The organism is Antrihabitans auranticaus (assembly GCF_016481275.1).
Classification (GTDB): domain Bacteria; phylum Actinomycetota; class Actinomycetes; order Mycobacteriales; family Mycobacteriaceae; genus Antrihabitans.
The window spans coordinates 388,699-403,162 of the sequence record NZ_JAEMNW010000003.1 but is presented as its reverse complement, the minus strand read 5'-3'; the positions used below and the strand labels follow the sequence as shown (position 1 = coordinate 403,162).

At 65.0% G+C, this 14,464-nt stretch carries 14 protein-coding genes; 3 read left to right on the top strand and 11 right to left on the bottom strand.

Going from position 1 to position 14,464, the window contains the following annotated elements; genetic code table 11:
- Window positions 1–47 precede the first annotated feature (47 nt).
- Window positions 48–2,684, top strand: a complete 2,637-nt coding sequence (locus tag JGU72_RS16240) for an ATP-binding protein (RefSeq protein ID WP_199684986.1) — start codon at window positions 48–50, stop codon at window positions 2,682–2,684.
- Here the strand turns inward: JGU72_RS16240 and JGU72_RS16235 are convergent.
- The 7 genes from JGU72_RS16235 to JGU72_RS16205 all read right to left on the bottom strand — a co-directional run bounded on the left by JGU72_RS16235 (window position 2,577) and on the right by JGU72_RS16205 (window position 9,678).
- Window positions 2,577–3,587, bottom strand: a complete 1,011-nt coding sequence (locus JGU72_RS16235; protein ID WP_199684985.1) for a sulfite exporter TauE/SafE family protein — start codon at window positions 3,585–3,587, stop codon at window positions 2,577–2,579. The two genes, JGU72_RS16240 and JGU72_RS16235, sit on opposite strands and share 108 nt — an antisense overlap.
- 99 nt (window positions 3,588–3,686) lie before the next feature.
- On the bottom strand, window positions 3,687–6,203 hold the full coding sequence (locus tag JGU72_RS16230) for a polynucleotide kinase-phosphatase (protein WP_199684984.1): 2,517 nt from the start codon (window positions 6,201–6,203) through the stop codon (window positions 3,687–3,689).
- Window positions 6,196–7,563 carry a 3' terminal RNA ribose 2'-O-methyltransferase Hen1 gene (locus JGU72_RS16225; RefSeq protein ID WP_374101120.1) on the bottom strand — a complete coding sequence of 456 codons (1,368 nt, stop codon included), beginning with the start codon at window positions 7,561–7,563 and terminating at the stop codon, window positions 6,196–6,198. The genes JGU72_RS16230 and JGU72_RS16225 overlap by 8 nt, the downstream gene beginning before the upstream one ends.
- Before the next feature lie 202 nt (window positions 7,564–7,765).
- The gene (locus JGU72_RS16220) at window positions 7,766–7,939 is read right to left on the bottom strand and encodes a hypothetical protein (RefSeq protein WP_199684983.1); all 174 of its coding nucleotides are present in this window, start codon (window positions 7,937–7,939) and stop codon (window positions 7,766–7,768) included.
- Between the two features lie 200 nt (window positions 7,940–8,139).
- The gene (locus JGU72_RS16215) at window positions 8,140–8,331 is read right to left on the bottom strand and encodes a hypothetical protein (protein WP_199684982.1); all 192 of its coding nucleotides are present in this window, start codon (window positions 8,329–8,331) and stop codon (window positions 8,140–8,142) included.
- Between the two features lie 2 nt (window positions 8,332–8,333).
- The gene (gene lppU, locus JGU72_RS16210; RefSeq protein WP_199684981.1) at window positions 8,334–8,963 is read right to left on the bottom strand and encodes an LppU family putative lipoprotein; all 630 of its coding nucleotides are present in this window, start codon (window positions 8,961–8,963) and stop codon (window positions 8,334–8,336) included.
- Between the two features lie 109 nt (window positions 8,964–9,072).
- Entirely contained in the window at window positions 9,073–9,678 is a 606-nt protein-coding gene (locus tag JGU72_RS16205) for a TetR/AcrR family transcriptional regulator (protein WP_199684980.1), read from the bottom strand.
- 70 nt (window positions 9,679–9,748) lie between these two features.
- On the opposite strand from JGU72_RS16205, the gene JGU72_RS16200 reads away from it, so the two are divergent.
- Window positions 9,749–11,266: a flavin-containing monooxygenase gene (locus JGU72_RS16200; RefSeq protein WP_199684979.1), complete on the top strand. Its 1,518-nt coding sequence runs from the start codon at window positions 9,749–9,751 to the stop codon at window positions 11,264–11,266.
- Here JGU72_RS16200 and JGU72_RS16195 read toward each other — a convergent pair.
- From JGU72_RS16195 to JGU72_RS16185, 3 genes are all read right to left on the bottom strand, one after another.
- Window positions 11,263–11,724: a hypothetical protein gene (locus tag JGU72_RS16195; RefSeq protein WP_199684978.1), complete on the bottom strand. Its 462-nt coding sequence runs from the start codon at window positions 11,722–11,724 to the stop codon at window positions 11,263–11,265. The genes JGU72_RS16200 and JGU72_RS16195 overlap by 4 nt on opposite strands.
- 179 nt (window positions 11,725–11,903) lie before the next feature.
- Window positions 11,904–12,311, bottom strand: coding sequence for a hypothetical protein (locus JGU72_RS16190; protein WP_233532493.1), 408 nt, complete (start codon window positions 12,309–12,311; stop codon window positions 11,904–11,906).
- A 207-nt stretch (window positions 12,312–12,518) separates the two neighbouring features.
- Window positions 12,519–13,283, bottom strand: a complete 765-nt coding sequence (locus tag JGU72_RS16185; RefSeq protein ID WP_199684976.1) for an alpha/beta hydrolase — start codon at window positions 13,281–13,283, stop codon at window positions 12,519–12,521.
- 72 nt (window positions 13,284–13,355) lie between these two features.
- On the opposite strand from JGU72_RS16185, the gene JGU72_RS16180 reads away from it, so the two are divergent.
- A complete protein-coding gene (locus JGU72_RS16180; protein ID WP_199684975.1) occupies window positions 13,356–13,871 on the top strand; it encodes a DUF4282 domain-containing protein in 516 nt (171 codons plus the stop codon).
- Window positions 13,872–13,880: 9 nt separating this feature from the next.
- Here JGU72_RS16180 and JGU72_RS16175 read toward each other — a convergent pair whose 3' ends face one another.
- Window positions 13,881–14,462 carry a dTDP-4-dehydrorhamnose 3,5-epimerase family protein gene (locus JGU72_RS16175; RefSeq protein WP_199685355.1) on the bottom strand — a complete coding sequence of 194 codons (582 nt, stop codon included), beginning with the start codon at window positions 14,460–14,462 and terminating at the stop codon, window positions 13,881–13,883.
- Between the last annotated feature and the right edge of the window lie 2 nt (window positions 14,463–14,464).

Below are 14,464 nucleotides of genomic sequence, written 5' to 3'. Positions count from 1 at the left end.
ACTTCTGCTGTCGGCGCCGTGACAGACAGATGTCGCAGGGAGCGGGCATGCTTGATGCGGCGGACGAGGAAGGGGAACCGATGAACTCGACGGGCAGGCTGCTCGAGCGCACGCAGGTGCTCGCGGTCCTCGCCTCGGCCTGGGACGACGCGATCAAGGGCAACGGTTCGGTCGTCCTCGTGACCGGCGAAGCAGGTATTGGAAAGACGTCCGTCACAAAGGCTTTTCGTGAGTCGGCCGAACAGGGTTCGGCACGGGTCCTCGCCGGTGCCTGCGACGATCTGCACACCGCCCGCGCCTTCGGACCGCTTCGCGACGCCGCCACCGAAACGCGTGGGCCGCTGGCGGAAGCGCTCGCGGCAGGCGGCGGCGAAGGGGTCTTCGATGCCGCGCTCGCCGAACTCCACACTGCGCCGCCCACCTTGCTGCTGATCGAAGACCTGCACTGGTCCGACGACGCCACGCTGGACGTGCTCGCCTTCCTCGCCCGGCGAATCGAGAACGCAGAGGCGCTGATCGTCGTCACCATCAGAGACGGCGGCGCGCCCGCGTCCCATCCGGTCCATCGCTGGCTGGGCAGCCTCGCGGGCTTGCCCGTCCGGAAGTTGCAACTGCAGCCCCTGACCGCCGCCGCCGTCGCGCAGCTTGCCGAAGGCAGTGGGCGCGATGCCGCCGCGGTGTATCGGCTGACCGGTGGGAACCCCTTCTACGTCTCCGAGGCGCTTGCGTCGGCCGGGGACGACGTTCCCGCGACGGTTGCCGATGCAGTTCTCGCCAGGGTTCGCATGCTCGAACCACAGTGCCTCGACGCGATCGAACGGCTGTCCGTGGTGCCGAAGGTCGTCGAATTCGAGCTGGCCGACGCGCTGCTCGAGGCAGGTATCGGAGTGCTGGCCGGCGCTGAAGAGAGTGGCATCATCGACGTCAGCGACGACGGTCTGGCGTTTCGGCACGAGCTCGCGCGCCGGGCCGTCGAAGCGAGCCTCTCGGGTCTGCGTCGGAGGTCTTTGCACCGCAACGTGATCACAGCGCTGCAAGCCCATCCGCGCCCGGACCTCGCGAGGCTCGTGCACCACGGTTTGGCGGGCAACGACTCGGCGACGGTGTTGCGCTACGCGGCGCAGGCCGGTCGCGAATCCGCGGCAGCGGGATCTCACCGGCAGGCACTCGCGCACTTCGACGCGGCGCTGCGCTACCGCGAGTCGCTCGACGCCGTCGAGTCGGCGCGGCTGCTCGACAACTACGCATGGGAGCTCTATAACGCGCACCGCTTCGACGAAGCGGTCCAGGCGGGCACAGACGCTGTCACACGATTCGTCGCAATCGGGGATCCGGTGCTGCTCGGTGAAGCGCGAGTCAGGCTGTCGCGACATCTCTACATGCGGGGCAACACCGCACAGGCGACCCAGGTTGCGCGACACGCGCTCGCCGGACTGGAGCAAACCGGTTCGCCAACTTCGACTGCATATGCGGTGATGAACTACGGCGCGGTCCTGGCTCTGGCGGGAGACAGCGACGAGGCGGTCGACGTGCTGGCGCGCGCGATGCGGCTGGCGTCGGACTCCGACCGTGTGGACCTGATCGAACTCTGCCTCAATTACCAGGCCCTCGCACAGCCCGACCGCACGGAGGACGAACGAATCGCGACTCTGCGCGAAAGCCTGCGGTTGGCCCTTCACCACGGTCACTTCGAACACGCGGCGCGCGCGTATACAAACCTCACCGAAGTGCTCTATCGCAATTCGCGGCTCGACGAGTTGGATCGATGCCTCGCCGAGGCCCTACCGTTCGCCGCCGAACGTGGATTCGGTTCGCACGCGTACAACCTGGATGTGCATTCGGCGCTGCTACGGATGCGCCGCGGCGACTGGACGACGGCGCTCGGCGCGCTGACCGAGATCGTCGAGCGACCCGAGAACCCAGGCATGCTCCACGTCTACAGCGTCCCCACCCGCGCTCGGCTCCTCGCGCGCTGCGGCGCCGCGCTGCCCGCGGAGACCTTCCTTGCTGCATGGCAGTCGGCGGTCGAACAAGGATCGTTGCCGGCCGTGTCTTTCGCCGGTGCGGCTCTGGCCGAATACGCCTGGCTGACGCGGCGTACGGACCTCGCCGAGCTGGCCCTTGCCGGCTGGCTGAAGCACGCGCGGCGCCCAGGCGCGGGACCAGCATGGGGCGAGGTCCTGCGCTATTGCGCGCGGGCAGGTATCGACATCTCCGCGATCGACCACGACAACGTGCCGCAGCTGTGGGCCGCGGGTTTGCGAGGCGATTGGGAGACTGCCACCGAGACCTGGGAACTGATCGGCGACCCCTACGAACGGGCGCTCGAACTATCCGAGTCCGGCGTTCCCGAGAAAGCCCGGGAGGGTCTCGCGATACTCGACAGCCTCGGTGCGGAAGCAGCGAGCGCGGCGGTTCGCGCACAGTTGAAGGATCGAGGCGTCACCGCAGTGCCGCGCGGTCCGCAATCGTCCACGCGTGCCCATCCCGCAGGTTTGACCGCCCGGCAAGCCGACGTGCTGGACCTCGTTGCCGAAGGCCTGACCAACGCCGAGATTGCCGAGCGGCTGTTCCTGTCAGTGCGAACCGTCGACCACCACGTGTCGTCCATCCTCGGCAAGCTCGGTGTCGCCACTCGCCGTGACGCCGGCCTGGTCGCCCGTTCCTTCGTCGCCGCGCGGTAGCGGGGTCTCGAGGGTGGTGAGGTCGCCGGAAGCTTCCGCCGCCGTGAGGCGAGAGCGCCGCCACGCGACCGTGATCAGGGCGGCCCACAGCGCGAAGATCGTCACGTAAGCCACGGCGGTGACCGCACCGCGGATCTCGAACGACCTGAACAGCGTCCGTGCGTTGGTGAGGATGATGATGCCGCCGACCGCGGTGCCGAGAAGCGTTGCGGCGATTCGGCTCACCAGCCACGCGGCGACCGGTGCGGCGAGGATGCCGCCGATGGCGAGACCCGCAATGACCAGCAAGTTGTTGAAGAAGTCGCTGCCAAGGCCGAACAGGAAGCCGACGCTCGCCGATGCTGCCACCAGGAACTCCGACGCGCCGACCGAGCCGATCACGGTGCGGGGCGCAGTTTTGCCGCGCGAGAGCAGCGTGCTGGTCGAGACGGGTCCCCAACCGCCACCGCCGCTGGCATCGATGAACCCGCCGAAAAGTCCCAGCGGAGCGAGGAACTTCGCCGTGTGCGGCGAGGTCCGCGCCTCTGCGACCGCCGGGGGACGGATCGAGAACCGCAGCAGCACATAGATGCCGATGGCCAGGAGGATGCCGGCCGTGACGGGCGCCGCGGACTCGGTCGACAGGCTCGACAGCACGGTGGCACCGGCGAACGCACCGATCGCACCGGGGACGCCGAGCCGCAGCACGAGCTTCCAGTCGACGTTGCCGAACTTCCAGTGCGAGATACCGGACGCCAGCGTCGTTCCTACTTCGGCAAAGTGCACGGCGGCGCTGGCATGCGCCGGACCGACACCGCTGAAGACGAGCAACGTGGTCGCGGTGACGCCGAATGCCATACCGAGGGCGCCGTCGACAAGCTGCGCGCCGAATCCGACCAGCGAGAAAATGACGAGGTTGAACATCGGAGAACTCCAAGCAGGGGTGGGTTGGGGGTAGTCAGCGCAGAGCTACTGACAACAACACCTGAACGCCACCGACGACTGCATGCGCGGAACTATAGCTCACAACCGCGGATCGACGGGTTCCGACTCCAGTGCCAACACCGCGAACACCGGCTCGTGCACGCGCCACAGCGGGTCGCCGGCGGCCAATCTACTCAGCGCTTCCAGTCCCAACGCATGCTCGCGAAGTGCGAGTGAGCGCTTCCTGCCCAGCGATCGATTGCGCAACGCATCGAGGCTCGACGTGTAGTCGGGTCCGTAGATGATTCGTAAGTACTCCCTTCCGCGGACCTTCACTGCAGGTTGAATCCGACGCTCGGCGCACATGGTCGGCGTAACTCCGAGTGGTTTGACGACCATTCCTTCGCCGCCGTCTGTTGTCAGGTCGAGCCACCACGCCGTCGCCGCATCGCGGGCGGCGTCGGACGTGAGATCGACACGGATGTTGCGAGTCGGAGCGATCATCGGATCGTCGAGCAGTCCGAGTTTTTCGAGGTGCCATGTGTGCGGTTCGGCAACCGCGGGCGCTCGACCTTCGCTGGCCAGAATCTGGAACGGCGCGATCTGAATCCCTTCGAGACCGTCGACCGGCCAGCAATATCGGCGGTACGCGTCGCGGAACTTTCGCGCATTGTGGAGCCTGCCGCGCGTCGCTCGGAGCAGCGAATCGACGGGAAGACCTCGTGCAGTTGCCTTTTCGAGGACCTCGATCACGTCTGGCAGTGCTGCTTCGGCGGCGGCGCCGACGGATGCGTATTGGTGGCGGATCAGCGCGTCCGCCTTTGCCGACCACGGCAGGAGCTCGCAATCCAGCGCGAGCCAGTCGGAACCGAGGTCGTCGAGCAGCGGACCGCACACCTCGCGCAGCTTGCTGACCAGTTCGTTCGTCGTGTCGGCGGCAGCGAAGAAAGGTCGCCCCGTGCGGGTGTAAATCATGCCGGCGCTGCCGTCGGTGACTCCGAAACGCTGTGCGGCACTTCGTTCGTCGCGGGCGATCACAACAATTGCGCGCGAACCCATGTGCTTTTCTTCGCAGACGACCTCGGTGACACCCGCACCTGCGTACTCCGCGAAGGCCTTGTCCGGATACTCGAGAAAGTCTTCGCGAGTAGAGGTCGCACACGGCGACATCGTCGGCGGGAGGTACACGAGCCAGCGCGGATCGACGGCGAAGCGGCTCATGATCTCGAGTGCAGCGGCGCTGTTCTCTTCGCGAATCTTGATCTTGCCGTCGCCGTGGCGGACGTCGATGTGGCGCGTTCCGCTGACATCGTCGATCGAGAGCAATGCAGGGTCGCGTTCCTGAACCGGTGTATCGAGGAATGGGCGCGTCGACTCGTACCAGACTTGCTCCGCCTCGACGGACACGATGTCCTTACTCGGATAGCGGAGCGCAGTCAGTTTCCCGCCGAATACGACGCCCGTGTCGAGGCAGATCGTGTTGTTGACCCACTCGACGTCGGGTATCGGCGTATGGCCGTAGACAACCATCGCCTGGCCGCGGTAGTCGACTGCCCACGGATACCGAACCGGCAGGCCGTACTCGTCCGTCTCGCCGGTCGTGTCACCGAACAGCGCGAAGGAACGCACGCGGCCGGAGGCTCGCCCATGGTAGGCCTCCTTCAAGCCCGCGTGTGCGACAACAAGTTTGCCGTCATCGAACTGGTAATGGCTGATCAGGCCGGCCATGAATTCGAGCGCGGCCTTCCTGAAGTCCTCGGGCTCGGCAGCCAGTTGATCCAGCGACTCGCGAAGGCCGTTGGCTACCTTCACCTTCCGGCCGAGCAGTGCGCGCGACAGTTTCTGCTCGTGATTGCCGCAGACACACAGCGCCGTGCCCGCAGCGACCATCCCCATCACCAGGCGGAGTACGCCAGGAGTATCGGGGCCACGGTCGACGAGGTCGCCGACGAACACCGCTGTCCTGCCCTCCGGATGCTGCGCGCTGTCCTCACCCACCTGCCAGCCGAGCTTCTCCAGGAGTGCGACCAGTTCGGACTTGCAACCGTGCACGTCACCGATGATGTCGAACGGGCCTGTCAGATCCCGCCTATCGGTCCACGCCTTCTCTGTGCCGATAGTCGCGGAGTCGATCGCGTCGACGCCGCGCAGGATGTGGACCCGCCGGAAACCCTCACGCTCGATCGTTCCGACCGTGCGACGCAGATCCCTGTGCTGCCGGCCGATCACGTGGGTACCGAAATCGCGGTCCGGCCGGGTTTTGTTGCGTTCCAGCGCTACTCGCTCGGGAACTTCGAGGACTATCGCATCGACGAGCACGTCGCACGATTTGGCCAAGTCGACGAGCGATTTTCGGGCGTCGCGTTGGACGTTCGTTGCGTCGATCACGGTCAGCAGGCCGCGTTCGAGTCGTGTCTTCGCGATGTAGTGCAGAACGTCGAACGCGTCCGATGTGGCGGACTGATCGTTCTGGTCGTCGGAGACCAAGCCGCGGCAGAAATCCGACGAGAGGACCTGCGTCGGCGCAAAGTGCTTCGCTGCGAAGGACGATTTCCCGCTGCCGGAGATGCCGACCAACACGACCAACGACAGTGCGGGTACCGAAATTTCAGACATCGGCTCCTCGCTTCGTGAAAACCGCCATCTGAGTGGGTGATCCGAGGTCAGGGTCGTTGTCCCCAACGGCGCGGATATCCAGGCAATACCCGTATCTTTCCCCGACTCGGGTCGCCCACTGCTGGAACTCGGCACGATCCCATTCGAAGCGGTGGTCGGTGTGCCGCATTCCGTCGAGTCCTTCGTAGCGAATGTTGTACTCGCAGTTCGGTGTTGTGACGATGACGTGTTGCGGCGTGGCCCTACCGAAGACCACCTGTTCGAGCGCGGCCAGGCGTGGCGGGTCGATGTGTTCGATGACCTCCATGAGGACGGCCGCGTCGTAACCGCGAAATCGATCGTCTGTGTAGGTGAGCGAGCCCTGGAACAGTTCGGCCCGCTCTTTCACGCGGCGACCGGCAAGCGTGAGCGCCCGAGCGGACACGTCGACACCCGCCACCTTCGTGATCGCGGGGCGGTCGAGCAACGCCGAAATCAGCTGCCCCGAACCGCATCCGAGGTCGATCACCGTCGCCGCGCCGATCTCGTCGAGGGCGCCGACCACAGCCTCGCGCCGCAGCGCGTTCAGTGGAACCCTCGTCGGCTCTTCGTCCACGGCGGGGTCGAGCGCGGTTTCGAGGTCGTCGCCGAGCTCCGCGAGTCGTTCGAATGCCGCCCGTGTCAAGACCGACCGGTGCCGCAGGAAGCGGCGCGTGATCAGTTCCTTCTCCGGGTGTTCGGCGAGCCATGACGCACCCGCTCGGATGAGCTTGTCGACCTCGTCGGATGCGACCCAGTAGTGCTTGGCATCGTCGAGAACCGGTAGCAGAACGTATAAGTGGTTCAGCGCGTCGGCGAGCCTGATGTCGCCCCGCAACGTCAGTCGGAGGTATCGCGAGTCGCCCCACTCAGGGAACGTCTCGTCGAGCGTTATCGTGGCGGTGTCGACTGCCCAACCCATCGGTTCGAAGAGGCGACGGGCGAGGTCGGGCCCACCGCGACACGGTAGAGCGGGCAAGGTGATCTCGAGTGGGATCCGTGCTGCCGCGAGTTGGGGTCTGTTGTCGCACTTGCCTGTTCGAGCCGTCCGGAATACCGAGCCAATCGCAACGGCGAGCAGCGACGACGCCGCGTACGGGCGATCGTTGACGTACTGACCTAGGGCGTAATCGGGTGCGGACCGGTCGCGGGTCCGAGCGAGTTGCACGGAGTCGACGTCCAGCAGCAAGGCTGCGGTGCAACGGGTTTCGTCGGCCTCGGGATACACGACGCGGGCGATGCCGAACGACTGTCCGAAGTCCTGCACCCGGTCGGGATGCTTGTGCAGCAGGTAGCCGAGGTCGGTTGCCGGATTCGCTGTCGTCGATATGGTCAGCATCACCGGATTCAGTCTGCCGCAGCCTGACCCACCGGTCGATCGATTTTCGGCGCGTCTCGGGTCTTGGGCGTGTCACGGCCCTTGGCGTGGGCCACGCAACTTCGCACAAGTTCCCGTGACCTCACACAGGCTGCAGCCAGCTGTACCTTGTGCGAAGTCTCGAGAAGTTGTGCGAAGTACCCCACACCGCAGGGACGGGTGCGACCTACCGCCCATGCCGGTTGCGTCGAACGATTTCGATCTCGTGCTCACTGATTTCACGATCGAGGTCGGCGAGAGCGGTGGCATCGTAGGTGCGGACCGTGTCCGGCCGCCGTGCGCGGAGCGCGGGGAGGTCGCCCATCAACTGCAGGTAGTTCTTCTCGCTGGCTTTGGCCATCACTAACCGTACCCGCGATTGGCTATCCCTAGGGATAGAGAGGATGCTGCGTCTATGTCCTCAGAAAATGCAGGAGCAGGCGCGTTGTTCAGCCATAAGGATGCTCCGCTCGAAACCGATTCCACGGCGGCGAGCACCGAACCCGATAAGCACCCCGTATTCAGTCGCGCAGACGATAACTCGCAGACCAACTACGACAACTAGGACCCGCCGCCGGTTTCGTGTCGCTTGGGGGCAATGACCAACGGGGCGAAGATGAATGCCACGAGCCAGACTTGCGGCGTTGTCACATTCAAGACGAACAATGTGGCGAAAGCAGCGGCGATGACGGCTAGCAGCGGCCAACTCAGCCGGTACTGCGCAGGTGCGCGGTCAGTGGTGATTGTCGACATTTCTATACCGCCTCTATGCAGATGACGATCATTCGTTCGGAGTAGACGCCGCCGTCGGAGGCGCAGTGGCTAGTGTCGGTGCCTGTCGAGATGCTTGCGACGCGGACCGTGTCGGCGGGTGGGGCTGCGCAATCGACGCGGGTCGGCCAGTCGCCGCTGGTCTGGAAGCAATCGCCCGCGACCCAGTCGATGTCCAGGCAGAACGCCTCGGTTTCGGAGCCGTTGCGCGTGTTGGCGTACCACGCGTCGGCATCGGACACGCAGTCCAAGTGGTTGCCCGTCTTCTCGACGACCTTGAAATTCGCCGCTGCGGTCCCGCACGGTGCGTGCGCGATGGACGGTGCTCCGGCGTCGCCGCCGAGTTGCACGCAATCGCCGACCTCCGCGTCGAACGACCCCGCCGGCGCTGTCGTCGGACGTGCAACGGTTGTGCGCGGGGTCGTCGTTCGTGGTGCGATCCGCGTCGGTTCGGCTGCTGTCGTCGTCCGATCGGTCGTTCCGTTGTCGCCTGTTGCTGCGACGGCGGCGCCTGTCACGGCTGTTCCGCACGCAGACAGTAGGCCGACTGCGACAAGTGCTCCGAACGTCGATGCGCTCACTCGGCGACGGCGTCGTGCAATCGGGTCGGACATGGGTGCTCCTGCGGTTCGGGTTCGAGTCGGTATCACCAACTTTCGGGCCGAATCGTCGTCGGGCAAAGACACCCTGGGGTGTGAGGTCGACACCCCCGCCGTTACGAACTCAGGGAAAGCCCTGCTGCGTTGCGAGCGCCTGCAGCAGTTCGGCGACGACGTTTCCCGAGACAGAAGGGTCTGCCGCCCGTTGGAGTCCGACGCCGAGGCTGAGTCCGAGAAGCCCGATGGCCAGAACTTCGTGCGACACCGGGAGCGTGATTCCGGCTGCGTCTGCGGTCGATTCGATGAGTCGGCCCCAACGCTGCCTGATCCGCGTGTAGCGATCGGCCGTTGCCGCGCGTAGTTTGCCGTCGTCGGTGCTGAACGCAGCGACCTCGGTTTCCAGTCGCGCCCAACCGACGTCGCCGAGACTGCCGGTCCGCGTCCACTCGAGGATCGCGTCCTGCCAGCCGCGACCGTGCGCGACCGCGTTCGTGAACAGTTCCAGCAAGCGGCGTTCTTCGTCGTCGTACATCTGGTCGATGACGGCGATGCCGATCTCGGACTTGTTCCGGAAGTTCGAGTACACCGCACCCTGGGTATATCCGGCTTCCTGCGCAATCTGTTCCAGGGAAGTAGAGCGGAAACCGTTGCGTAAGAACAATTTATGTGCGGCCGAAAGAATGGCAGCTCGCGTGCGCAGCTGCGACTCCGCCCGGCTCAAACGTTGCACGATCCGATCGTATCAAGATAGTCTGAATTTTCGAATAGTTTGACTATCTCACTCAACGAGGAGTGGTGGCATGAGCACGTCGGTTTCGCCCGACCACGAAGTGATCATCGTCGGCGCCGGATTCTCCGGAATCGGGCTGGCGATCAAGCTTCAGGAGAACGGCTTCACGGACTATCTGATCGTCGACGAGGCAAGTGGCGTCGGCGGTACGTGGCACTGGAACACCTACCCCGGTGTCGCGGTGGATATCCCGTCGTTCAGCTACCAGTTCTCTTTCGAAAAGCTGCCCGACTGGACGCGGACCTACGCGCCCGGCCGAGAGCTCAAGGCCTATGCCGAGCATTGCGTCGACAAGTACGGCCTGCGCCGCCGAATCCGCTTCGGGACCACGATCGATGCCGCTGTCTACGACGAGGACGCGAACGTCTGGCGGTTGACCACGTCCGAAGGCGAAGAACTGACCGCTCGCTACGTCCTCAACGCCTCGGGCGCCCTGACCAGGCCGAAAGCGCCGGAGATTCCTGGTGTCGAGAACTTCCGGGGTGCAACGATGCACACCGCCCGCTGGGATCACACCCAGGATCTGAGTGGCAAGCGCGTCGGCATCATCGGTACGGGCGCGTCCGCCGTCCAGATCATTCCCGCGATCGCAGACAACGTCGACCACCTGACCGTCTTCCAGCGGACACCGATCTGGTGCCTGCCGAAGCTGGATCTGGCGCTGCCCGGTCCGGCCCGTTGGCTGATGGGCAGAATTCCGGGGGCGCAGTCCGTTACGCGGCTGCTCAGTCAGACCTTCGTCGAACTGACCTTCCCGATCTCGGCGCACTATCACGGCGTCGTGCCGACGGTCTCGCTCGCCGAGAAGGCCGTGCTGTCCTACCTCCGCTCGCAGGTCAAAGACCCCGTGGTGCAGGAGAAGCTGACGCCGCGTTATGCACTGGGCTGCAAGCGGCCGAGCTTCCACAACGAGTACCTCGCAACGTTCAATCGCGACAACGTCTACCTCGAAACCGATGCAATCAGCCATGTGACCGAGAATGCCGTCCACACCGCGGACGGCGCGGTCCACGAGATCGACGTGCTGATTCTGGCGACCGGATTCAAGGTGATGGAATCGGGCAGCATGCCGACCTACGCGCTGCGCGGCGTCGGCGGGCTGCTCCTCGAAGAATGGTGGGACGAGAACCGGCTGCAGGCCTTCCAGGGCGTCAGCGTTCCGAAGTTTCCCAATCACTTCAACGTGATGGGTCCGTACGGTTACAACGGGTCGTCGTACTTCGCGCTCATCGAATCACAGGCCGCGCACATCCTGCGTTGCCTCAAGCGCGCGCGGTCGCAAGGTGCGAACTACGTCGAGGTCACCAAGGAAGCGAACGACGCCTTCTTTGCCGAGGTGCTTTCGCGTCGCACGCACCAGGTGTTCTGGCAGGACAGTTGCGCCAACGCGAACAGCTACTACTTCGACAAGCACGGCGACGTGCCACTTCTGCCTACGACGACGATCGAGTCTGCCTTGCGTAGCAGACGATTCGATTTGGGCGCCTACAACTTCGAGAAGCGCGTAGCGAAGGTCCCCGTCGGCTAGGAGGCTGCGACCAGCGGACGCCGGACGGGTGTGTGCGTACGCAGCGCGGCCGACACGGCAACCAGCGGAGGCAGATGCGTGGCGACCGATCCCGGCGCCCAGCGGACCGGTCCGGTGAGCAGGTAGGTCGGCGGGAGCGGGATTCTTGCTCCCGCCGTATGCACGATCGCACCGAGGGACCGCAGCGCGACCACAGCGTTGGATCCCGACTTCGCGGTCGAGGCGAGGAAGACGTGCCTACCTGTGCCGGGCACTTCGAGCACCGGACCGGCCAGCATGTGAACCCGTAGGAACTGCTGAATTCGGGACGCGGTCCCGGCCGGCAGTTCGACGCCGCAGACGGTTGCGCTTGCGACGAGTTCCAGACCGATCGCAGTGGACTCGACGGTCCAGCCGCGGCTCGCGTATTCCTGGGCGAGAATTGCGCCGACGTTCGGCAGGTGGGTGACGGTGCCCATGTCGTGTCTCCTCGGTCGAATCGATTTCGTCAATCGTCGCCGGGATTGCAGTCCCCGTCTGTCGTCGCGCAGACGTTCGGTATGTGTCCACGCCGACACAACCGACGCACGACAAAAAGAACTGCCTCCCGTCACGAAACGTGGCGGGAGGCAGGTTAGAGAAAAGTTGGTGAAGAACCTCAGCAGGCTACAGCCGCCGGGCGCTGGGCCGGACGAGCCGTACGGATTGCGCGAACCGCGGCACCGAGAGCGACGACCGGGGGAACCCAGCGGACCTCGTCGGGGCTGATGGCCCAGCGAGCCGAACCGGCGCTCAGCTGGGTCGGCGGAAGCGGGATGCCTGCGCCGTCCATGTGGACGATCGCGCCGGCAGCCTTCAACGCGGTGATGGCCATCGATGCCTTGCGGACGCCGGTCAGCAGGTGGATCTGGCGACGCTCTGCACCGGGCAGCTCGACGACCGGACCGGTCAGGTTGTTGGCGCGCATGAATGCGTGCACACCTTCTGCAAGTTCGGCAGGAACCTCGACACCGCAAACGACGTCGTCAGTGATCAGCGTGATGCCGTTCGCTGTCGTCGAGACCATCCATCCGCGCTGGCCATAGCCATTTGCCGTGGCAGCCAAAACGCTAGGGGAGAGGGATGAGCCGGCGGTCGTGCGCACGTGTCGTCTCCTTGATCGAGTAGGGCAGTTGTCCAAGTTTGGCGGAGTTCGAAAGCTCTGCTGACTGACTCCACAGGGCGTATCGGCAGAAGATGGGGATTAGTTACAACAATCTTTGTGTGACCGGGGTCATTTTTTGTAGGGGTTGTGATAACCCCAGGTGCCGATGGCCTCGGACCACTCCGCGCCGGCTTCGGCGATGACATCGTTGTGCCCCACACCGTCGATCAGGTGCAGTTGCTTGGGCTCGGGGGCCGCAGCAAACAGCTGGCGTGCCTGTTCGACGGGGACGAGCTCGTCCTGCACCCCGTGGATCACCAACAGCGGCGACCGAAGCTGCGGAATCCGGCGAATCGTTGGGTAGGCGTCGGGGACCGCCAGGCGTGGGACGACCGGAAGCTGGCTTTGCGCGACGGCCCGGACGCTCGTGAACGTGGACGTCAGCACCACGCCAGCCGGGGGATGCTCGAGCGCCAACTCGACGACGACCGCGCCGCCGAGCGATTCGCCGAGATAGAAGATGCGTCCGGGGTCGACGCCGGCCTGGTCCAGCAGTACCGTGCGCGCTGCCCGCGCGTCGAGATAGGTGCCGGCCTCGTTGGGTCGACCTTGGCTGCGGCCGAAGCCGCGATAGTCGAACAGCAGGACGTCGAATCCGGCGGCGGTCAGCAGCCGCGCGTGGGCGACACGATCGCCGATGTTTCCCGCGTTCCCGTGCGCGAGCAGGACGTGGCCGATGCTGGGCTTCGGCGTCGGTATCCACCAGGCGTGCAGCGCGACCCCGTCGGTAGCGACGAAATCCAGGTCGGTGAAATCGAGTCCGGAAGCCGATGGCGTCCAAAGAAATTCGCGAGTCGGGTAGTAGAGCATGGCATTGAGCAGGCGGCGGCGCATGGTGTGAGACACCATACCGGCGACGCGCCGAATGGGTTCGCAAATCTGGCGCCGGAGGGGGAGGATGCCGTGGTGGCCGAGTCATACGACGAGTGGGACGAGTACGCGGAATTCTGGCAAGAGGAGGAACCCTCCCCGAGCCGGTTCGACGTCGTGCAGCGAGTCTTTGCATGGGTGAGCGCGGCCGCGAAGGGGTTGCTCGACGTCCGTTTCAAGCGGATCGCCACGAAGGACCTCCTGCCGATCGTTTACGTCGTCGCGTTGTTCGTTGCGGTCGTGATTCCGATCGCGCTGACCGTTGTCGCGTTCCAGTCGTCGGCCGCCGCGGGCGTCATCGCACTCGTCCTTGCGCCGGTCATCGCGCTGACCCTCGCCGCCACCGTCCGGCTGGTCTTCGAGTTGATTCTCAGCATGGCCAGGCTCGCCGGCAAGGTCGTCTTCCTGACCGAGATCGCGAGCGATATACATAAATCCATGGAGGAATTGTCCGAACCGATGCAACAGGTGTCCGCTGACCTGCGCTCGGTCCAATTCTGGCGGTTCAAAGACCGGCGCCAAGCGGTCGCACAACGGGCCGCGCGCCGCTGATTCGATCGGCTAGGCGCGCGGTAGCAAACCCTCTTCGCGGGCACGCGCGAAACTCGGAGCCATCGAGTCCTTGGCCGAAAGAACGTACTCGAGCGACTCGCCGTTTCGGCCCGTGGTCGGCCAGTCGATGCGGAGGTCGGGGTCCAGCGGGTTCACGTCGTGGTCGAACTCCGGCGTGTACTCGAGCGAGCACAGATACATCACCGTCGAACCGTCCTCCAGGGACAGGATCGCGTGACCGAGGCCTGCCGATAAATACACGGCCCGCCGGTCGACGTCGTCGATGAGTACCGAATCCCACGTACCGAACGTCGGCGATCCGACGCGGAGGTCCACGATCACGTCGAGAAACGCGCCCTTCACACAGGTCACGTACTTGGCCTGCCCGGGCGGGTTCGCGGTGTAGTGGATTCCACGCAATACGCCGGCGGCGGACACCGAACAGTTGGCCTGCGCGAGTTGCAGCGGCGCGCCGACGGCCGCCTCGAACTCCGAGGACTTGAACCACTCGAGGAAAACTCCGCGGTCGTCGCCGAATTGCTTGGGGGTGAACTCCCAGGCACCGGACATCGCCAGCTCGCGAACCTGCATCA